Annotated in this window: 12 protein-coding genes and 1 tRNA gene; 2 read left to right on the top strand and 11 right to left on the bottom strand. The window is 56.6% G+C overall.

From position 1 onward, the window contains the following. Nucleotides 1-70 precede the first annotated feature (70 nt). Nucleotides 71-724, bottom strand: coding sequence for a nicotinate (nicotinamide) nucleotide adenylyltransferase (gene nadD / locus H7A51_06260; GenBank protein ID MCP5535823.1), 654 nt, complete (start codon nucleotides 722-724; stop codon nucleotides 71-73). Between the two features lie 190 nt (nucleotides 725-914). After that, nucleotides 915-2,180 carry a methyltransferase domain-containing protein gene (locus tag H7A51_06255; GenBank protein MCP5535822.1) on the bottom strand — a complete coding sequence of 422 codons (1,266 nt, stop codon included), beginning with the start codon at nucleotides 2,178-2,180 and terminating at the stop codon, nucleotides 915-917. Between the two features lie 118 nt (nucleotides 2,181-2,298). On the opposite strand from H7A51_06255, the gene H7A51_06250 reads away from it, so the two are divergent. Beyond that, a complete protein-coding gene (locus H7A51_06250) occupies nucleotides 2,299-3,369 on the top strand; it encodes a COX15/CtaA family protein (protein MCP5535821.1) in 1,071 nt (356 codons plus the stop codon). Here the strand turns inward: H7A51_06250 and ald are convergent. Next, on the bottom strand, nucleotides 3,356-4,462 hold the full coding sequence (gene ald / locus H7A51_06245) for an alanine dehydrogenase (protein MCP5535820.1): 1,107 nt from the start codon (nucleotides 4,460-4,462) through the stop codon (nucleotides 3,356-3,358). The two genes, H7A51_06250 and ald, sit on opposite strands and share 14 nt — an antisense overlap. A 158-nt stretch (nucleotides 4,463-4,620) precedes the next feature. On the opposite strand from ald, the gene H7A51_06240 reads away from it, so the two are divergent. After that, nucleotides 4,621-4,696: transfer RNA gene (locus H7A51_06240), tRNA-Thr, on the top strand. Between the two features lie 44 nt (nucleotides 4,697-4,740). Here the strand turns inward: H7A51_06240 and H7A51_06235 are convergent. The 8 genes from H7A51_06235 to H7A51_06200 all read right to left on the bottom strand — a co-directional run bounded on the left by H7A51_06235 (nucleotide 4,741) and on the right by H7A51_06200 (nucleotide 20,354). Beyond that, entirely contained in the window at nucleotides 4,741-5,367 is a 627-nt protein-coding gene (locus H7A51_06235; GenBank protein ID MCP5535819.1) for a hypothetical protein, read from the bottom strand. 71 nt (nucleotides 5,368-5,438) lie between these two features. Next, nucleotides 5,439-6,023: a winged helix-turn-helix domain-containing protein gene (locus H7A51_06230; protein ID MCP5535818.1), complete on the bottom strand. Its 585-nt coding sequence runs from the start codon at nucleotides 6,021-6,023 to the stop codon at nucleotides 5,439-5,441. 49 nt (nucleotides 6,024-6,072) lie between these two features. Beyond that, nucleotides 6,073-8,265: a hypothetical protein gene (locus tag H7A51_06225; GenBank protein ID MCP5535817.1), complete on the bottom strand. Its 2,193-nt coding sequence runs from the start codon at nucleotides 8,263-8,265 to the stop codon at nucleotides 6,073-6,075. Next, nucleotides 8,262-12,281 (bottom strand): Eco57I restriction-modification methylase domain-containing protein, encoded by a 4,020-nt coding sequence (locus H7A51_06220; protein ID MCP5535816.1) that lies wholly within the window; start codon nucleotides 12,279-12,281, stop codon nucleotides 8,262-8,264. The genes H7A51_06225 and H7A51_06220 overlap by 4 nt, the downstream gene beginning before the upstream one ends. 95 nt (nucleotides 12,282-12,376) lie before the next feature. Beyond that, nucleotides 12,377-13,396, bottom strand: a complete 1,020-nt coding sequence (locus tag H7A51_06215; GenBank protein MCP5535815.1) for a DUF1016 domain-containing protein — start codon at nucleotides 13,394-13,396, stop codon at nucleotides 12,377-12,379. A gap of 144 nt (nucleotides 13,397-13,540) precedes the next feature. Further along, nucleotides 13,541-14,050, bottom strand: coding sequence for a hypothetical protein (locus H7A51_06210; GenBank protein MCP5535814.1), 510 nt, complete (start codon nucleotides 14,048-14,050; stop codon nucleotides 13,541-13,543). A gap of 39 nt (nucleotides 14,051-14,089) precedes the next feature. Continuing rightward, nucleotides 14,090-17,434, bottom strand: a complete 3,345-nt coding sequence (locus H7A51_06205) for an ATP-dependent helicase (GenBank protein MCP5535813.1) — start codon at nucleotides 17,432-17,434, stop codon at nucleotides 14,090-14,092. A 214-nt stretch (nucleotides 17,435-17,648) separates the two neighbouring features. Beyond that, nucleotides 17,649-20,354 carry an AAA family ATPase gene (locus H7A51_06200; GenBank protein MCP5535812.1) on the bottom strand — a complete coding sequence of 902 codons (2,706 nt, stop codon included), beginning with the start codon at nucleotides 20,352-20,354 and terminating at the stop codon, nucleotides 17,649-17,651. Nucleotides 20,355-20,358: the final 4 nt, after the last annotated feature.

Raw genomic sequence — 20,358 nt, 5'->3', positions numbered from 1 at the left:
CAATAATCATGATTGCGCGACAATGTAAGCGTGATTTTTGAAAAAGGTCAATCACACAGCTGCGGAGTGATCAATCGGGTATGGTTTTGGTTTTTTGGTGATAGAGCTGGTTGGCCCGGATGTAGTCTGCGACTTCGGGTGCCAGCCAAGCGGTGGGTAAATCACCGGGGGCACTCTCGCGGATGGCGGTGGCGGATGCCGGATGGTGACCGGGGATGGCATGAAGCCGGTATCCCGGCAAATCACCGGGGGTGTCACCACGGTTGAAAACAATGAACTCCACCAGGCTGGCGAGGTGGTCGGGTCGGTCCCACCTGGGCAAGGCATGCCACTGGTCGGTTCCCATCAACCAGAACATCCTGGCATTCGGAAACCGCTCTGCCATCGCTTCGGCGGTGCGCCAGGAATAGGACGGCGCAGGCGCGATGATATCAAAATCATCGACTTCGGCCCAGCCGAGCCCGGCGGTGGCGAGTCGGCACATGGCCAGCCGGTCACTAGCACTGGCGTGTTGGTGGCCGGGTTTATGAGGCGATTGCTTGCAAGGCAGGAAGATCACCCGGTCGAGCCCCAGCTGTTGCACCGCGGCCTGTGCAATGTGGGTATGTCCGAGGTGGATGGGGTCGAAAGTCCCCCCGAAAAGGCAGACGCGTGATGGTTCCCCCCCCGTTGCCGACCGGGGATTGGCCGTTGTTCGGGCAGCTTGTTGTTCCGATGAAGCCATGGTCAACCACTCGATCTAGCGTCCCATCGTATCGGCCTCCGGGCCTTTTTTGAACTCGGTTGTGCTGCTGCCATACCACAGCAAACCCGCCGTCCCGACGAAGACTATGACAATGAGTAGGGCAATGATTAGGCTGAGACAGGATTTCATCTTGGAGAAAAAATAGAGGGGAATTGCGCGGCCGTCCAGATTATCCTTCAAGTCTCTCTTCCCTGGTCAGGCGTGCGGCGTAGGCACCGTCGGTCTGGTCACGGTACGGCAGGGCCTGGTGCTCGGCGTCCAGTTTCCAGCCGCTGTGCCCGGCGATCACGCTGGTCACCAGGTCGTGGTTTTCTTCCGCCTCGATCGAGCAGGTGGAATAAACAATCCTCCCGCCTGGTTTGATACAGGGCAGGGCGTTGATGAGGATTTTTGCCTGGATCGAGGTGAGTGCCTCGATGTCCTCGGCCCGCAGTCGCCAGCGGGAGTCAAGCCGACGGCGCATCACCCCGGTGTTGGAGCACGGTACGTCCAGCAGGATGGCGTCGAACCTGCCGTGCCACGCTCCGGGGGCTGGTTTGGTCCAGTCGTGTGCCTGCACACTGGCATTGGTGATCCCGAGGTTGGCTAGGTTTTCCTCAAGCCGGGGCAGGCGTTTTTCGTTGCTGTCCGTGCAGAGGATCCCGCCATCGTGATGCATCATCGCGGCGATCAGCGCGGTTTTTCCACCGGGTGCGGCACAGGCGTCGAGAACCTGTTCGCCGGGTTGTGGCGCCAGCAGGTCCACGCAATGGCGCGTCGCCGGGTCCTGGATGTAGACCAGGCCGTCCCGCATCCACTCGCTCGGCGGTGGCCCCTCGATTTCATAATAGCCGTCGAGGCCATCGACAGCTGTGGCGTTTTCATACTGGCAAACCGTGGCGAGCGCCCCTTCCCTGAGCGGGTTGATCCGGGCATAGGTCCTTGCCGGCAGGTTGTTCCAGGCAAGTAATGCGAGGGCGTTTTTCTTGCCAAAGGCTTTTCGCCACCGGTTCCAAAGCCAGTCGGGATGGGAATAGAGGATCGGGGGGGAGAGTTCGTCCATGGTGCCAACGAGCCGACCGCGCCGGTCGATGGCCTGGCGTAACACGGCATTGATCAGTCCGCGCACCGATGCTTTGCCACAGTTGACGGTTTCATTCACCGCAGCGTGGTCGGCGACCCCCAGGAGCAGCAGCTGGCTGATACCGACACGCAGGATATCGCGCGTTTCATGGTCGAGCTTTCCTTTGCGCAGTTTGTTGATCCAGTGGTCGAGCAGACGACGGTTCCGTAATACGCAGGAAACAATCGATTGCAGCAGGGCGCGGTCCTGACGGCTGAGGCCGTTTTTTGCCGCATGTCGTTCGATCAGGGAGTCCATATACGTGTGTCCCTTGGCCCACGCCCTGAGGGCGGAGACGGCGGCGCGGCGGACGTTGGATGCTTGGGAGGCCATGAGGACGACACGCTAGTAGGTTTGGGGAAATACTAAAGTAGAAACTCAGATCATCCGGGCAGGGCAGGCCGATCGAGATTTGCGGGTGTTTTGGTTTAACGTTTCTGAAAATCGGTGTATGAGAATCCGCATGTCAGGAGGCAAAACAGAAAACCAGCAGGCCGTAGCAACGTGGTTGTTTGTCTGCACCGCCATGATCGCCCTGATGGTGGTCATCGGCGGAGCAACCCGGTTGACAGGCTCAGGCTTGTCGATCACGGAGTGGAACCTGGTCATGGGCACCGTCCCTCCACTGAACGAGGGCCAGTGGGGTGAGGTTTTTGACCAGTATAAGAAGTCGCCCGAGTACCAATTGGTGAATGCGGGGATGACCATGTCTGAGTTCAAGTCGATTTTTTGGTGGGAGTACGTCCACCGCTTGATAGGACGCACGGTCGGCTTCGTTTTTTTGTTTCCTTGTCTGTATTTTGTAGTCCGTCGGCGCATCACAAAAAAACAGGGTATGAAACTACTTCTCTTGTTTTTGTTAGGAGGTGCCCAGGGTGTACTTGGGTGGTACATGGTCAAAAGCGGTCTGGTAAAACATCCGGAGGTGAGCCATTTCCGACTAACCGCCCACCTTACCCTGGCATTCCTGCTCTTCGGCGCAACCTTATGGCAAGGGTTGCAGTTTAAAACGGATCGGTTTCCAAAAGCGCAACCTGGTGACAAAGGGGGAGGGAAGCTATGGCGCATTTCCGTGGCCTTGATGGCGCTGGTGATGCTGCAAGTCGCGCTGGGTGCCATGGTGGCCGGTTTGAAAGCCGGCTATATGTTTAACACCTTCCCTAAAATGGGTGAGCACTGGGTTCCCCCGGGCATGGGGTATCACTTTTTGATGAACGGCGTGGCAATCCAGTTTTGCCACCGGATGACGGCGTATCTGGTTCTGATAGCCGTGGTTCTGCTCTGGTGGAAATCCCGTAACTCGGTGCTGTCGGCCAGACAACGGAACGGCTTCGATTTTATCCTGCTGGCGGTCTTGATCCAATTCACCCTCGGGGTGTTTACCCTGCTGTTTCACGTGCCGGTATTACTCGGGGTCTTGCACCAGTTCGGGGCACTGGTGCTTTTTGGTGGCACGGTGTTCCTCTGCCACTCCCTGTGCCTGGGAAACCGTGCCAGCCCATCGGCCCCTACAGCAAGCTGAGCGGGTCAACAACCTCAATGCCATGTGCCTCACCCACAGGCCGACAGGTGAGTTTGCCTTTCATGCAGTTAATACCGCCTATCAGGTCTCTCTGTATCTCGCAGGCCTTGGACACTCCGTTTTCAGCAATCATCATCGTCCACTTCTGGGTGCAGTTGTTGAGTGCCTGGGTGGATGTGCGGGCATAGGCACCCGGCATGTTGGCCACGCAGTAGTGCAGGACCTCCTCCTCATAATATGTCGGGTCGTCATGGGTCGTCGGTCGGGTCGTTTCAGCACAACCACCCTGGTCGACCGCGATGTCGACAAATACCGAGCCCGGCTGCATGATTTTCAACATCTCACGTGTGATCAATTTAGGCGCAGCTGCACCGGGAACCAGGACGGCACCAATCACCAGGTCGACACGTGGTAACAGTTCTGCTAGATTCGCCTCGTTGGAATAGATCGTGTGCGTGCCCTCCATGGTGATATCGAGAAAGCGCATCCGCTCGAAGTCCACTTCCAGAATACTTACATCGGCACCAATTCCCGTGGCGACGCGTGCCGCATTCACCCCCGCAGTGCCACCGCCGATCACCACCACCCTGCCAGGCGCCACGCCGGGAACACCGCCTAGGAGCGTGCCGCGACCTCCATTGTGCTTGGCCAGCTGGTAAGCTCCCACAATCGATGACATACGACCAGCAATCTCACTCATCGGTTCGAGCAAGGGGAGCCGCTTGTTGACCTCGATTGTTTCGTAAGCAATGGCGGTGCAGCCCGTGGCGGTGAGGGTCTCTGTCAGGTGCTTGTCTGCCGCAAGGTGGAGGTAGGTAAACAGCGTGTGTTGTTCATTCAGCATCGCCACCTCCTGGGCCTGGGGCTCCTTGACTTTGACAATCAGCTCACTGTCCGCAAAAATGGTTTCCGCACGATCAACCATGACGGCTCCGAGCGCTGAGTAGAGTTCGTCCGGGTAGCTGGCGCCGACTCCAGCCCCTTTTTGGACCAATACGCGGTGCCCCCGTCGTGTCAGCTCACCGACGGATGAAGGAATCATGGACACGCGGTGCTCTTGGGCTTTGATTTCAGAAGGTATGCCAATAATCATGGCTACTCATTAGGACTTCCGGAGACTTAATCCAAGTGAATTAATTTGTCAAAGGAGGTCAAAAAATCCTTGCAACGGGGTCTAAAATGGAAATAGTGACCCCGCTTTCGGGGTAAGCCCTTGCGGGGGTTCCCCCATCAATAGAATAAACAGTAGACGCCGCTTTAGCTCAGTTGGTAGAGCAACTGATTTGTAATCAGTAGGTCGTCGGTTCGAATCCGACAAGCGGCTCCATTTTCAAAAAAACCCTCCACCAGGAGGGCTTTTTTTGTGGCCGGTCACTTCCTTGCCAAAGCAATTGCCAGTCGGCGTGAGAAGTCGCGCTGCATCAGGATGAGGAGGAAATCCGAGAGGCTGTCACAGATGGACTTGATGTCATCGGCATGGCAGCCGTTAGGGTGGGCGGTGAGGTGGCCGTGGACGTAGATGTGGCGGATGGCCGCAGCATAGAAAACAATACCCCGCCTGTCCCCATTGCGATAGCGCTCCAGGTAGTGATGATTATGTTCGAGCGACTGCCCGTGGAGGAAATCGTAAAGTTTGTGCTCGCGGTCGTGGCATTCGATGTGATCAGCCAGTTTGTTGAACTCCAGTTTGGGAACCAGGGAAAGAAGCTGTTTGTAGGGTGGTGAGTCGCCGGCAAGTTCGGTGTAACGCTCGAAGACCGACCAGACAAGGAACACCCGGGTCAAGGCCGAGTAGCCATCCTCGGTAGGCGTATCAAACCCCTCCAACACCACACCGCGAAACTGCCTCGCCATCCGGTAGCGATTCACAAAGCGATAGAAATCAAACTTGCTGCCCTTGTACTGCAGCGAAAACAAGGAATCCCCATCCGCCTTAATCACCGCCCGGGCATCGGTAAAACCAGAGAGGGCGTCTTCGAGATGTTGGTAGTCGGACATGACAGAGGCTGAATGAAGGTATTTAACAGGAGATGATCAAACGCTTGAAGTCGCTTTGATGATTCCGCTCCTTACCGGGCCTTTAACCAGTGGCGGCCTTTGGCGGAGATTTCCCAGAGGCCGCGGGGGGAGTCTGATTTCATGCGGCCGTCTTCATTGACCATCATGTTGCGGGCCCACTGGCTGGTATTGCGCCAGCGGAGTTGGTTGCCTGATGATTGGTGATGCTCGTAGTCCTTCGGTTTGAGAACGTGTTTCATTTGTTCTCCAACGGCGTCGATTACTTGCCTGGTTTTACCTTGTCCTCCCATCTCTACTAAGACTTCGAGAATGTATCGGCAGTAATCTTCGTGCGGGGTGATTTCGCCTTTTTTGCTTTTGCCGAAGAAGCGTTTGCTGACGATTTCCTGCACCTCGGGGCTGGCTTTGTCGCGTAGGTCTGCCAGTTCGTCCCACTCGCTGACGAGTCCTTCGACTTTATCGCGGAAGGACAGCAGGCGTTTGGCGAAGTCGATCACCGAGGTTGCGGTGTCGTATTCGCCGCTCTGCATCGCTTGGGCACCCTCGGCACGGATGCGCTGCTCTTCCTCCGAGAGCGAGTCACGGAGTAGTGAGAGAGCGGTGGAGACGTCGTCGGTGTCGGGATCTGGAGTCATTGTGTTTGTGTTTTGTTTTAAATCAGAAAGAGAAGGGTAATCATGACGATTATTTGCAATCCAGTTCTGCACATGTGCGATCCCACCACTTGGGAACTGGGCATTCGATTTTGTATTCGGTTGTAAGTTTGTCTCGGGAGATGCGTAGGCTGCCGACCATTCGTGGATTGAGAGGATTGGATAGGCATTGTTTCCAAAGAGAGGTGATGAGTTCTTTGTCTGCTAGAAGTTCTTTTGCTTGGCTGCTTTCCAACCCACCATCAGCAATACCAAGAAGGCTGGAGAGTAGCCTGTAGCAATTGTGCTGAAGGTCGGGATTTCTCCCTTTGAGTTGCTTGAGAAATTTCTTTTTGTGCGTTGTCCAGATTGGAGCTTTCGGATCGAGAAATAGACTCTTGAGCTGGTTGCCGTTTTCTTCACTAGAAAATATTGATCTGAGGAAGTTGGGTATGGTGAAAAAGCTTTCGATCAACCAGAGTGAGGTGCGATCGCGGAGGGCTTCACGAAGCTCTGCTTCAAACTTCTTCCATTCAGGCCGATCCAGCCCCCTGTCTCTATGCCAGGGGTGTAAGCCGATGATCTCAATCCATATCTGCCAGTCTGGCGAATTCATGTCGAAGATAATGAAGAGGAATTTCTTCTCTTCACGACGTGCCACACGGTATTTGGGTTCATTTTCCCAACTGAAGTATTCCGCGATTTGATCAAGAATAGCGTCGAAATGATTCTTTAAAAAGGCGCCGTTGGTCTTGGCTATTAGCACCTGGATTATCTTGAGCGATTTCGATGCCTCCATCATCTGGGCGTTGAGTTCCTTTTTGGTCGTGGTGTTGGCCGCTTTGTCGAGGTGTTGTTTGCGGCGAGAGATGCTAGATGCTAACAGTTCGTTAATGACGCGATGTTTTTGCTCCTCAATGGCTTGAATGTGCTGATCGCCCCATTGATTGATCTGGTTCTCATCGGGAATTGAACAGGCTTCGAAGAAAGCATCGAATTCCTTCCAAGTAATTGCATGAGGTGATTCAGCGAGGTGAAATTGATATTGCAGGCTTTCACCATAGATGCCTGTCCAAGCATCCACTTTACTCACGATGGCTTCGATGCATCTCCTGATGTCGTCTTCATGTTCTTTCCTAACCGTTCCATCTAAGGTTTCGATGAACTCTGCGAGTGCCTGCTTCGTTTGCTCTTCCTCCTTCTCAGTGAAGAGCGTTGCTTGGTAAATGCTTTCCCAGAATGCGTGATTGCTAAAAGTCGATTGTGCGAGTTGCGGGAATCTTACTTTGAAGACATTCGCGGCGAGGATGATTGGCCACTGAAGTTCCCATGGGTGGTGACGTTCAATTTGTGGCTTGAGTAGGGCAAGGATACGGATGAATTGCCGGATAGAGCGTGGGTTCCTCGGCAGTGTGGGTATGCTCTCGGCGAGTTGCTCTGGCGGGACGAATGGGCAGACTTTCGATGCTTCTACTTGAGCTAGCTTCAGCAGTTGCGCATCGGTTGGAGCTGGAAGCCAGCGGGGATAATCGATGATTTTTTCGAGAAATTTGAGTCCGTCTTCGTGCCCAGGATGAGCTTTACCCAAGACTTTACCCACAACTACAGGATCGAAGGCGCAGATGAATGCTAACCCAGGGACATCCATGATCTCTTTGAGGGCGTATAGTATTTCGGGAACGAGAACCCCATCGGTTCGGTCAAGATCATCAATCGAGATTAGGAGACGTTTGCCATTGAGGGCAGACTTCAATTCGGCGAGGTCTTTTGCTGAAAATACAAGATAATGTTGGAGTAGTCCTAGTCCTGTTTTGGTAGCATCGCCGGCCCCTTTGTTCCACGCTCCAATAAACGAGGGGATGGCTCCTGCCGCAACTGCGCCGATCTTTTTTGCTGAGCGCTTTGTTTGGCCTTTTACCGTTTCTCCTAATTCTGTCTCGATCTGCTTGAAGAGTCCGCTAACAAAAGCTTTCCATAGTTCGTCTTTGGAATGGTATTGCCATGGGTTGAAGTGAAAGACGATGTGGTCATCGGCTTTTGCCATTGATTCGATGAAGGAGAGAACTGAGGATTTGCCAGATCCCCATTCGCCGTAGATTCCAATCCTTACTGACCAGTCTTCAGGTCCATCGACAGCAATACGGTAGATCTCCTTAGCCAATGGCCAACGGTTGAGGTGGTCTTCATCACGAGTATGGCAAACGGCATCGTAGCCCTGTTTGTGTGGTATGTTGGCTTCACTCATACTTTCCCTTCCTGTTTGATGATGGCGAGGAGGTTGGGGGAGTCGGCGGTTAGGCGGAGGAGCTGGTTGCGGATTTTGGCGGTGGGGGCGTTGTGGGTGGTGAGGAAGGATTCTAGGAATTGGCGTTGGGTGGCTGCGTCGGCGTCGGGGTCGTAGGCTTGCAGGGTGGGGGCGAGCTGGTCGAGGAAGAGGAGGTCGTGCTCGGCCATGTGGTCGCGGAAGTAACACTCCATCACGCAGGCGTCGATGAGGTCTTCGAGGAAGGCGTAGGCGGCGCTTTGCCCGTCGGCCTTGGCGAACTGGATGAGGGGGACGAGTGCGGCGAAGAGGTCGGCTTGTTGCGGAGTGGGTTTTTTGATGTGGATTTTTTCCAGAAATATTTTAGCCAAACCGCAACTGTTTCCCAAAATTTCAGGAAAGTTATCTCTGAAGCAATAACGAAATATTGTTGAATTAAGTGTGCCTGTCAAAAACGGCATGAGATATAATTTTGCCCGAATTATAAAACATGTCTTATCAATGAAATATTTTCCTTTTGAATCGAAGAAAAATGGCAGCTGTTGCGTTGATTCTGGATATATAATTTTGGGTTGATTGAATTCCCTCCAATAGCTTGATGCCCAGCGCTGCAATGCATACCACTCATATCGGATATTTGTTTCTGCACGATTCCTCATAGTTAGTTTTTTCTTGTGTCCCTCAAGATGTTTGTATGTCACGGGGTACTGTTTTTTGAATTCGGTCTCAGCAGTTTGAGAGTTTCCACTAATAGTTGAGTCTTCGTGTAACGGAAAGTGCCACGGAATAAATAATAACCATTGATTGTCCCAATCTGGAGCGTAACGCTTGATGTTACGTCCACGTAACCTTGGAAAAAGCAGTTTACGGGCATTGGGTTCCTCGTCGATGAGGGCATTGCGCTGTTCGGTGGTGAGGTAGAATGCATCGTTGAATCCGGTTTTGATGCCGTAGTTGATCTGAATGTCCCAGTCTTTGAGCGGGGTGCCTTGGGCTTCGACCAGGGATTTGATTTTCTGCCGCTGCTTGGTGAGCACGACCCAAGGTTCGGCGCTGAGATTCGGCTGAACGACGGCATTTTCCGTGAAGTAGCTGGCTGGGTCAGCCATGGCAGCGCGGTCGTCACTGGCGTAGCAGGAGAGGATGCGGTCGTCGGGCTGCTGGTTGTAAAAGCGGGTGATGCAGGTGTAGGTAGTGGCGGCACCGAAGTTTTGTGCCATACCGAAGTCGAGAACGGATTCGGTATCGACAGTGGTGGAAAGGTAACGGCGAAGTTTTTCGCCGTAGCCAGCGCGCATCCATTTGTTCGAGGTGATGTAAACGAGGGAACCGCCTTGTTTGAGAAGCTGGGCACCGCGTTCATAGAAGAGGCAGTAGATGTCTGCGGTGGCGGCGTAGGTTTGGAATCCCTGAGCCTGCCAGATGGCTTTTTGTTTGGCTGGGAATTTTTGGATCTGGACGTAGGGCGGATTGCCGATGACGATGTCGAAGCCTTCGTTCTCGACTTTGGAGGCAGTGAGTTCGTCGTCGATGATACCGCTGAGGTTGTCATTGACGGTGCCGAAGTCCCTGGTGGTTTTCTTGCCGGAGAAGATGCCGAACATCCAGAAGGGATCGAAGAAGTCGGAGCTGGCCTGGGGGTCGAAGGGGTCCCACTGAGCGACATGCTGGGCCTTGGCGGGTGCCATGAGGCTCTCGGAGAGGATGTCGCCGAGTTCCTTGCGCAGGCTGCGGACTTTGTTCTGAATGGCGAGTTTCTGGTCGCGACGTTGGACCGAGAAGTGACGATGGTAGAGGGATTCAATTTCGCGCTCGATGCGGTTGACGCGGGGATCGATGAGCAGGGACTCGTCCATTTCCGGCAGGCCGATGAGGGTGTCGGCGGCGACGAATTTGGTTTCGAGGTTGGGGAGGGGGCGGACGCCGTGGTTGTCTTTTTTGCTGCGGTTGGTTTTCTGGTCGCAGATGAGGGAGATGAAGAAGCGGAGCTTGGAGATCTGGATGGCGATGGGCTGGATGTCGACTCCGTAGAGGCAGTTCTCGATGAGGTAGAGCTTGCGGCCATAGTCGTCCTCGTTGTTGTCGAAGGCGTCCTCGATGGCGGCGGTGGCGACCTCGCGGGCGGTAGAGTCCGGGATGGTGGCGGCGGCATCGAGCTGGCGTTGTTTCCAGCGGGTGTTGCCGGGGTCGAGCTTGGTGAGGATGAAGACGAGCTTGTGGAGGACACCCATGGGGAAGGCACCGGAGCCACAGGCGGGGTCGAGGATTTTGACTTCATCGATGGCGTGGATGAGAGTGTCGAGCTGACTGTCAGAGAAGAGCTTCTCATCTGCGTCGCGATATTGGAACAGCAGCTCCAACCCAACCTCGGCATCTTCGCGTTTCATGCCAGCTTTTTCGACCAGTGCCTGGGCGAGGTGGGCCTTGAGGGATTCATCGACCATGTAGTCGACGATGGGGCGCGGGGTGTAGAAGGAGCCAGTCTGCTTGCGGGCGGTGGTTTTGGTTTCCTCGTTATAGGAGGCGAGCAGGTTCTCGAAGACTTTGCCTAAGAGCTCGGGGTCGAGGGCGATTTCCTGATCGATGGGGGTGTTCTCGACGATGGTGAACTTGTAGCGGTTGAGGATGCGGATGAGGCCGGAGACGGATTCCTTTTTGCGTTTTTTGTCGCCATAGGTGTCGGAGAGGTCGACGCCCTTGATCTCGTCGGAGAAGAAGAGGTAGTTGGGGATGTGGGGGCGTTTGTTGGCATTACGGGAGAAGCCATCGATGTAGAGTTTCTTGTTGCTGCCTTCCTCGGAGCGGTCGAGGCACTCGAAGAGTCCACCGTTGAGGAAGGGGATGTCGGCGAAGTGGGTGAGAGCGGTGTCGGGATCGTCGGCGAAGGCGGACTCGTAGCGGTAGAGGTTGTTGACGTCGTAGGTGGATTTGTTTTTGAGGAATCCTTCATCGAGCGCGAACTGGCGGTAGGGTTTGGCATCCTTGACGTTGGGTTTTCCCATGCGCTGGTTGAGGGTGGCGAAGAAGAGATTCTGGAGGATGGCGTGGTAGTAGCTGGAGTCGGAGTCGCTGGTGGGGTCGAAGTCCTTGAGGATGTTTTCCAGATCGATGGGGTGGAAGAGTTTCTCGGGGACGAGGCCTTTTTCCTTGATGAACCAGCAGAAGATGAGGCGGGTGAGCAGGCGGATGAGTCCGGTGGCGCGGCGTTTCTCGTCCTCGGGTTCTGAGTCTGCGGGGAAGTCGACCTGGGGGAGTGCCCAGAAATACCAGTTGGCGAGTTCCTTGTAGAAGCGTTTGTTGAGGAGCTCGACGTTGAAAATTTCCTCCCAGGCGGCGTGCAGGGTGTCGAAGTCGTGAATCGGCTTTTTTTCCGGATGGACGAGATTTTGCAGGGCGAAGGAATCGAGGATATCGAGGTGGCCGCGGTGGGGCTCGGTGAGTGAGATGTCGCGGATGATGGTGACTTTTCCGAGCACGTCTATGTGGGCTTCGCGTCTGTTGACACGGCGGTTGATGACGGCGATAGAGAGCACATCGGTGCCCTGCTCTGGGTGGCGGATGAGGAGCATGACGGGCATGGGGAAGGCGCGGTTGATCTGGCGGGCGATGGCGGTGAGCTTACCACGGGCGTAGGAGCCATTGACAGCGGAGTCGCCATTGAGCTGGATAGCGAAGAAGAGGTAGGAGCGCAGCAGGCCGGGCTTGACCTCGGTTTCCTGGAACAGGGTGGACTCGGGCGAGAGGTCTTCATCGGTGAGCTGGAACAGGAGATCGGCGGAGACCCAGTCAGAGAAGAGGGCTTTCTTCTGATCGAAGGAGGCGTCTGGGTTGTGCTGCTGGATGAAGTTGAGGAATGCCGGGGGTGAGGAGTCGCCGAGGTCGAGCGTCTTGTCCGAGGTGTAGCCGAGGGTGTCCAGCAGGGAGGTAGCGGCCTGCTTGAGCGGCTGGCCGGGGAGGGACTGGATGGCGGTGGAGATCTGGTGGCGGAAGTCGGGCATGGTGGGTGGGAATTAGGAAATGGGAAATGGGAAATGGGAAATGGGAAATGGGAAATGGGAAATGGGAAATGGGAAATGGGAAATGGGGGGGCTGGTTATTCGTGTAAACTGCGTTCGCGCTCGAGTTCTGCGGCGAGCTGTTCCTCGCTGGGGAGGATGGTGCGGTATTTGGAGGCGAAGAGTTGTTCGTTGCCCTTGAGGACGGAGTATTGGACCATCGTCTCGTCCTTGTCGGCACAGAGGATGATGCCGATGGTTGGGTTGTCGTCGTCGCCGCGTTTGAGGTCATCGAACATGCGGACATACATGTCCATCTGGCCGATGTCCTGGTGGGTGAGTTTGGTGGTTTTCAGGTCGATGACGACGAAGCACTTGAGCAGATAGTTGTAGAAGACGAGGTCGAGGTAGAAGTGTGAGGTCTCGGTGCTGATGCGCATCTGTCGGGCGACGAAGGAGAAGCCGCCTCCGAGCTCGAGGAGGAATTTTTGGAGGTCGTTGATGAGTGCGGTTTCCAGTTCTTTTTCTTGGAGGCTGGGGTCTTCGGGGAGGCCGAGAAATTCGAGCACGTAGGGGTCTTTGAGGATACCGAGTGCTGAGGTTTGGGTGCTGAGTTGGTTTTGGCCGGGCAGTGATTTGCTGTCCTTTTGGGTAGAGAGCAGGCGTTGGTAGGTTTGGGTTTCGAGCTGACGCTTGAGGACGCGCACGCTCCAGTTTTGTTTTTTAGATTCGGTGAGGTAGTAGTCCCTTGCTGCTTCGCTTTTCTCTCGCATGATCAAGCGATTATGGCTCCAGCTCAAAAGGCTACACAGTGTGTAGCTTTTTCCTTTTTCAGGGTAGGTGAGGTAGAATTTGCGGAAATTTTTGAGGTTGGCGAGCGAGAAGCCTTTGCCAAATTCTTGGCTGAGTTCTTTGGAGAGCTGCTTGAGCAGGCCGGCTCCATATTTTGCTTGAGCAGAGCCACCTTGTTCTTCTTCGACGATGCGTTTGCCAATCAGCCAGTAAGCCTCCACCATGGCGATGTTGACGGCACGCGCAGCCTGACCGCGTGCCTGCTGCAGGATGTCGCGGACAGCGGTGAAGAAATGGTCGGGTGATGCGGCTGGTAGCTCTGGCATGGTGGATGAGAAAATTTGAAATTGGGAAATGGGAAATGGGAAATGGGAAATGGGAAATTGGGTGGGGCGGCTCTGGGGAGCCTGGGGGGGGAGGGATTGGGGCGCGGATTGTGGCTTTGTCACGCGCGTAGGTGATGTTTTAGATTAAATTTTTGACGATGGCGAGGAGGGTGTCGGTGAGGGGTTGGACGCGGAGATCGATGGGGGCGAGCAGTCCATCCGGCATGACGATGATATTGCCCCGATGGGTATCTGAGGCGACGAGTTTCCTCTGCGGATCAAAGTAGGCGAGATTTCCGTCGATGCGGAAGGGGTGCCAGCCTGTGCTGGTGAGGCCGCGGGCTCTTCATCGTGGCGGTGAACGACGAGCAGGCCAAAGAAGCCTGGCCAGGTTGCTTTGAGAAATGAAGCATCGGCGGGGCGAAACCATACCTGGTGTTCATTGCCCTCTTCGTCTGGCGCGGTGCTTAGTTCGCTGGGCGCTTGGCTGAGTAAGAAGCCCTCGGTTCGCGCAAAGTCGCGGAAGATGGCGCACTGTTCGTGGTAATGGGCAGAACCTCCCTGAAGGCGCGCAACTGTTTCGCAGCCTGCTCTGAGCTGCGCAACAAGTGACGGGAGCGGGATTCCCTGATTTTCTGTGCATCGATCACGCATTTAATTTAGTTGAGACTGGGAGAATGGAAAGGAGAAATTTCATGACGCTGGATCGGCAATAATGAGCCAGGTGATGAGTTCCAGGTCTTCGGTGGTGGTGGGGGTGGCGCTTTTGGTGGGTAGGGTGCCATCGCGGCCGGAGAACAGCCCGGCGGCGGCGCGGCGTTGGAAGGTGCGCTTGACGGAGTTGGCGGCGGCTTCGATGAGCTTGCTCTCGTGCTTCATGTCTTGACCGTTGCGGGTGCGCTGGTCGAAGAGATCGTGCAGCTTGGTGAAGGCGTTGGGCTCCTTGGCGGCAAGTTCTTTGAACAGGTTAAGGCACTGCTTCGGCTGGGCAAAAGTGAGGCGAACGTTGCCATCATCGTGCACGTAAACGAGGTAGTGCGGTGAGAGTGGGTTGACCTCGGTGCTCTGCACATCGCTGCGCTGGCGCAGGCAGAAAAGGATGCCGGGCTGTGCCATGGGAATGTCCGGATTGGTCGGCACGACGGCAAAGAGACCGTTCTCGGCGGACTCGAGTGCTGCGCGGTTGGCATCGAGGTAGTTGAGCAGATCCATACGGAAATCTGCGAGGGAGAAATCGGCCAGCGAGATGGTTTCGGTATCGAGGTCTTCGAGGTCGAGGATTTCCTTTTGCAGTTTCTTCAGCTGCTTGTTGCGGTAGTGGAGATCTGAGTCGATGAGGTCTTCGATTTGCTCTGTGTTGAGCAAGTTGTCTTCGCCGGTGGCGGTGAGATCGACGAGTGCCATGCGGGCCTCGACGCGATGCTTGACGCCGATGTAGGCATCGAGGTCACGGGTGGGCCAGAAGTTGATCAGTGAGATGTGGGAGTGGAGCGAGCCGATACGATCGATCCGGCCGAAGCGCTGGATGATGCGCACAGGGTTCCAGTGGATGTCGTAGTTGATGAGTAGGTCGGCGTCCTGAAGGTTCTGGCCCTCGGAGATGCAGTCGGTAGCGATTAGGAGGTCGATTTCTTCATCCTGCGGAAGATCCTGCTGGGCGTTGCGGTTTTTTGAGCGCGGAGCGAAATTGGTGAGGATGTGCTCGAAGTCATAGCCACCGAGTGTGGTCTCGCATTTGCCGCCGCCGGCGACGAGGGCAGCGTGAACGCCGGTGTCCTGGTGGAAGGGCTTGGCGACATTTTCCCAGAGGTATCTGGCGGTGTCTGCGAAGGCGGTGAACACGATGACCTTGCGGATCGCCTGGCCGTCGCGGTTGGTGGACGGGTGGGCGTGCTTTTGCGCGATGAGCTGGCGCAGGCGGATGAGCTTGGCATCGCGGGCTGGGGTGATGGGTGCGGATTTATCGAGCAGGAATTTTAGCTGGGTACGGTCGTTCTCCACCGCGCGCTGCCATTCGGGAAGCTTGAGGTGGGCGAGGTTGATCTTGTGTTTGGCACCGATCTGGATGTCCTCGATGTCGACCTCCAGATCATCGATATCTTCTTCGGAGAGGTTGGCGAAGTCGATGTCCGGGTTATCGATTTCCCGTTGCTGGAAGGCGTCGATTTTCTTTGTCAGCGTGTCGATTTTATCAATGGTCCGTTCCAGGGTGGAGCGGAAAGAGTCGACGGAACTCTCCAGGCGCTTGAGGAAGTTGACCTTCATCATAGAGATGAGGATTTTCTCGCGGCCCTCCTGGTTGAAGTTGCCGATTTTTTGGTCGTAATGCGCGCGGGTCTTGGCGGGCAAGTTGTCCTGAAGGTGGTGCGACGGGTGATAGAGGCTGAGGGTGAGCTTGCTGATTTCCTCATCGAGCTGTTTGAAGTCAAAGAATTGGCCTTTGGTGTCGATGTCCGGGTATTCGGACTGTGGCGGCATGCGGGTGGGGAAGCCACCTAGTATGGCAAGTTCCTTGGCGTAGTGGCGTTTGATTTGGGATCGTGAGCGGGCGATGGTGAGGCCGTCGAGCAGTTGGAAGAAATCGCTTCCCAGTTGATTGATCAGATCTTTGGTGCTGCGCTCATCGGGTGATTTTTTGGTCCAGGTGGTGAACTTCTGCTGAGCTTTGCGGCAGGTTTCCTTGATGCTGAGAATTTTTAGTTTGTTAGAAAAGGCAGCGTCGTAGCGGGGGTCGGCTGAGCGGGCAACGTCGCCCCCTGCGATGAAGGAAATTTGATTGCGCAGGTCGGAAATCTGGTTGTTGACGGGGGTGGCGGAGAGGAGGAGGACTTTGGTGTTTCTGCCTGCCTGAATGATGTCCTCGATGAGTCGCTCGTAGCGGGTGCGTCTGGGTGTGTCGTCGTCCTCGGCTTTACCTACGGCATTGTTACGGAAGTTGTGGGATTCGTCGATGACGATGAGATCGTAGTCGTCCCAGCGGAAGTCTCTGAGCTGGTGGCCATCGACTTCGCCGGAGTCCCTTGAGAGATCGGTGTGGGAGAGGAGGTCGAAGCCAAATTTATCTTCGGGGAACGGGCAGAGCTTGCTCTGAGGGCGATAGATGGCCCAGTTCTGGCGGAGTTTTTTGGGGCAGAGGACCAGGACGCGCTCGTGGCGGAGCTCGAAGAACTTGATGACTGCGAGAGCTGAGAAAGTTTTTCCGAGGCCGACGCTATCGGCCAGGATGCAGCCGTTGAGTTCGCGGATTTTGTTGATGGCACCCTTGACCCCGTCCTTCTGGAATGAGAAGAGTTTTTTCCAAATGGTGGACTCGTAAAGGGAGCTGCGTTGCAGGCTGTCATCCTCACCTTCGTCACGAAGCAGTTGTTCATAGAAGAGGTGGTAGAGGGTGAGGTAGTAGATAAACTCGGGAGAGTTCGGCTGGGCCAGACGGTTAAGGTAGGTGAGGACCTCGTCTTTGACGTCTTTGGTGAGAGAGTCGTCATTCCAAGTCTCATCGAACCAGGCCTTGAGGTCGCGGCGGTCGCGATCGGAATCGACCACGAGATTGAGCTCGACATTGTTATTCTGAGAGCCAAGGCCTAGGCCTGGGACAGTGAAGTTCGAGCTGCCGAGGATGGCGCTTGATGCGCCGCCATTTTCCACATGGTAGGCTTTGCCGTGGAGAAAATTTCTGTGGCGAATGGAACGGATTTCGGCTTTGTCTTTGATCCAGGTAGCGCAGGCTTTTGCCGCTGCGCTTTGGTTGAGTGACTTGGTGAGCGCGAGACCAGTATCCGTGAGGGTAAAGTTGGCGGATTGCTGATCCTTGGAATTGATCTGGGTGATGAAGGAAGGTTCGCCGAACAAAAAACGAAGTGAATCACAAGAGTCTAGCTGCTGGGAGAGAGCTTGGTAGGCGTGAACGGTGAAGTAGGCGGATACGAAGGAGAGTTTGCTGTCAGGCTGGATGGTGTGTTTTAGAAAATCGCCGACCGCCCCACGTTTTGAGTGATTGTCACGTAGATTGGATGTGGAATGGTGATGGCTAGAGGACATGGGAGAGGTGCTGAGTTTGCTGAATGTTAGGCAAACTGAAAGAGGCTACAAGCGAAGAGTGATGTTATCTGGCTGAAAATGTTGCACTGGAGGCATTAGCCGAGGGTGATTCCGTTGGGGGTGGGTCGCGTATAGTGGCTTTGCCACACGCGATGGCGGCTATGGCGGCTATGGGCTTGCAGCGCGTGGGTGGGCGGGGGCATTTTGGGGGGTGTTAGCCGAGGGTGATTTCGTTGGGGGTGAGGCCGGAGTAGTTTTCGGGGTGGCAGGTGAGGAGGATGATTTGCAGGCCGTTCTGAGTGCCTTGGTAGAGGACGCGCTTGAGTTTTTCGACGCGGGAGCGGTCGGCGTGGGTGAAGGCGTCGTCGAGGACGATGGGCAGGCAGTTGTCGTGGGCGCTGGCGAGGACTTCGGCCATGGCGAGGCGAATGGCGAGGGCGGCTTGTTCGCGGGCGCCGTGGCTGAGGTGCTCGAAGTCGAAGAGGCCGGCCTGGTGGTGGGTGCGGTCGATGGCGAGGCCCTCGAGGCGGGTGCCGTCGTCGGACCACTGGAGGCGGGCGCGGGTCTGGCTGCCGAAGATCGCCTGGAGGTAGGGCGCGGCGGCCTCCTCGAGCGGCTTGGCGAGCGTCTGGGCTTTGTCGGCCTGGGCGGATTGGAGTCGGTCCAGCAGTTCCCGGCGCACCTCCGCCTGCCGGCGGACGCGGTCGAGCGACTCGGCGATTTCTGTGCACCTGGCCTGCGCCTCGAGCACCTCGCGCTGGGGGTCCGACGAGCCTTCGCTGCGCAGGGATTGCCCGGCGACGAGCATTTTGTTTTCGGCCTCGCGGAGCAGCTTTTTGGAGTTCTCGATGGTGGCGGTAAGGCGTTCGTGGTCGCTCTTGAGCTGGGTGTGGCCGAGCTCGTCGAGGCGAGTCTGGAGTTTTTTGAGTTCTTGTTCAGCTTGCTCGACGCCGAGTTCCAGGGTGCTGATTTTCGTGGCGCGGTCGGTGGGGTCGCCCGCCTGCTCGGTGAGCGTCTTGATGCGGGATTCGAGGCGAGTGACCTCGGTTTTCTGGCTGCCGAGCGCTTCCGTGGCCTGGGCGAGGTCGGCCTCGAGCTGGTCGCGTTTTTTGCGAAGCGCGCCTTCCCTGGCGTCGGCGGCCTTGAGGGCGGTGTCCGATTTCCGGCATGCCTGCTCGGCCTCCTCCAAGGCGTCGCGGATGGCGTCAGGCTGGTCGGAGAAGCTGAGCTGGAGGGGCTCGTTGAGGCGTTCCAAGGTGGCCTGCTGGCGCTCCAGCTCGACGCTGAGCTGGTCGCATGCCCCGGCGACCTCATCGGGGTCGAGGGAGGCGAGATCTTTTTTGCACCGGTCGAGGTCCTGCTTGAGCTGTTGGAACCTGAGGTGCTGTTCGTCGGCTTGTTCCAGCCGGGTGATGCCGAGCTGGTCGAATGCCTTTGCCAGCGCGGCGGCGGCCTCCCCGGCGCACTGGCGTGCCTGGTCGAGGTTCTGGTGGCCGCCGGGGGTGAGGCGGATGCGTGTTTTGTTGCCGCCGATGCTGAGTTCGGCGGTTTGCGCCAGCGTCCTCGCCTCGCCGTCCTTGAGCGGGGTGCCATCGAGGCTGACCGGAGTGTTGGACTCCAGCAGCTCGACCTTCAGGGCGTAGGCATCGAGGCGCGCCTGGGCGGAGTCGGCCTCGCGGCTGAGCTTTTGCAGATTGGCGAGGCATGCCTTGTCGAAAGCGTCGATCTTGGCGGCCTCGCGTGCTTTTTGTTGGATGTCGGATTGCAGGCTGGCGATGGTTTTCAGCGCCTTCTGCCGCTGCCCGAGATCCGAGCGGCTGCGCAGGATCGACTGCTGGGTTTTCCAGGCATCGAGTTTCTGGGATGCGAGGCGGGACTCCGTGGTTAGAGACACCCGGGAGCTTTCGGCGTCGGAGAGCTGGCTGCGGAGTGTAGCGAGCTCTTTCGCGGTGGCATCGGCCTGGTCCTGTTGGGGTTTGAGATTCTGCTGTGCCTCCTCGAGTCGGCGGGAGGTTTCGCGGATGTCCTGATCGACTTGTTTGAGCTGGGTGAGGGCACTGCGTGATTGCCCCAGTTTGGTGCTGGCGTCGTCGTGTTGTTTGGCGATCAGGGTGGCCTTCTCGAGATTCTCCACGACTTGCTTGAGGGCATGGTCTGCCGCCTGCAGTGTCTCCGAGTGGCGGGCGCTCTCCTCCTTTCCCTGGGTGTATTGGCGGGCGGCGTTCTCGAGTTCGGCGAGTTGCTGCTGTTTGCCGGCAAGGGAGCTGTTCGCCTGGTCGAGGGCGTCCTCCAGCTCCTTGAGTTTTGACCCCGCCTTGACTTTGCCACCCGAGGTAAACGACTCATCGACGAGTGACTGGAGCCGCTCGATCAGGGCGGCGTCGGCCTGGCTAACAAGAATACCCATGCCGGTGTGCTTCTGCAATTCGCGGCGCAGGGGCGAGTGTACTTCATCGGATGAAAGTGGGGACAGCTCGCTGCTGCCCTGGCGCACCCAGAGGTGGGCCCAGCGCTGGGGCAGGCCTTTTTTGGCGGCACCGCCACCGAGGCCGCCGTCCACACCGAGCAGCTCGGCGAGTTTCGACTCCGCGGCTTCGCCGGTCAGAGGGGCCTCGCCCTCGGCGCTCAGCTCGGTCTTGCCCTTGGTGCCGGCGAACTCCTTGCGCAGGGTGTAGCATTTTCCATGGCTGGAAAATTCCAGCTCCACGGTGGGTGTGCCGTCGTGGCTGGTGGACACCATTTCCTTGTGCGACTCACTGGTGCCCTTGGCATTGAGGAAAAGGGCGCGGTGGATGGCCTCGACGAGGGTGCTTTTACCGGATTCGTTAGGGCCCTGGATCAGGGACAGGGGAGCATCCAGGCGGGCTTCGAGATCACGGTGGACGCGGTAGTTCTGGACGCGGGCTTTGAGAAGTTTCATGGGG

It is taken from the genome of Akkermansiaceae bacterium (genome assembly GCA_024233115.1).
GTDB lineage: Bacteria > Verrucomicrobiota > Verrucomicrobiia > Verrucomicrobiales > Akkermansiaceae > Oceaniferula.
The sequence above is the reverse complement of the archived record's forward strand: the minus strand, read 5'-3'. Positions and strand labels throughout refer to the sequence as shown.

Coding starts and splice junctions, on each gene's coding strand:
- H7A51_06225 (MCP5535817.1), bottom strand. CDS start 8,265: ATGAGTGAAGCCAACATACCACACAAACAGGGCTACGATGCCGTTTGC.
- nadD (MCP5535823.1), bottom strand. CDS start 724: ATGGCTTCATCGGAACAACAAGCTGCCCGAACAACGGCCAATCCCCGG.
- H7A51_06210 (MCP5535814.1), bottom strand. CDS start 14,050: ATGCGTGATCGATGCACAGAAAATCAGGGAATCCCGCTCCCGTCACTT.
- H7A51_06235 (MCP5535819.1), bottom strand. CDS start 5,367: ATGTCCGACTACCAACATCTCGAAGACGCCCTCTCTGGTTTTACCGAT.
- H7A51_06205 (MCP5535813.1), bottom strand. CDS start 17,434: ATGTCCTCTAGCCATCACCATTCCACATCCAATCTACGTGACAATCAC.
- H7A51_06250 (MCP5535821.1), top strand. CDS start 2,299: ATGAGAATCCGCATGTCAGGAGGCAAAACAGAAAACCAGCAGGCCGTA.
- H7A51_06255 (MCP5535822.1), bottom strand. CDS start 2,180: ATGGCCTCCCAAGCATCCAACGTCCGCCGCGCCGCCGTCTCCGCCCTC.
- H7A51_06215 (MCP5535815.1), bottom strand. CDS start 13,396: ATGCCAGAGCTACCAGCCGCATCACCCGACCATTTCTTCACCGCTGTC.
- H7A51_06200 (MCP5535812.1), bottom strand. CDS start 20,354: ATGAAACTTCTCAAAGCCCGCGTCCAGAACTACCGCGTCCACCGTGAT.
- H7A51_06230 (MCP5535818.1), bottom strand. CDS start 6,023: ATGACTCCAGATCCCGACACCGACGACGTCTCCACCGCTCTCTCACTA.
- H7A51_06220 (MCP5535816.1), bottom strand. CDS start 12,281: ATGCCCGACTTCCGCCACCAGATCTCCACCGCCATCCAGTCCCTCCCC.
- ald (MCP5535820.1), bottom strand. CDS start 4,462: ATGATTATTGGCATACCTTCTGAAATCAAAGCCCAAGAGCACCGCGTG.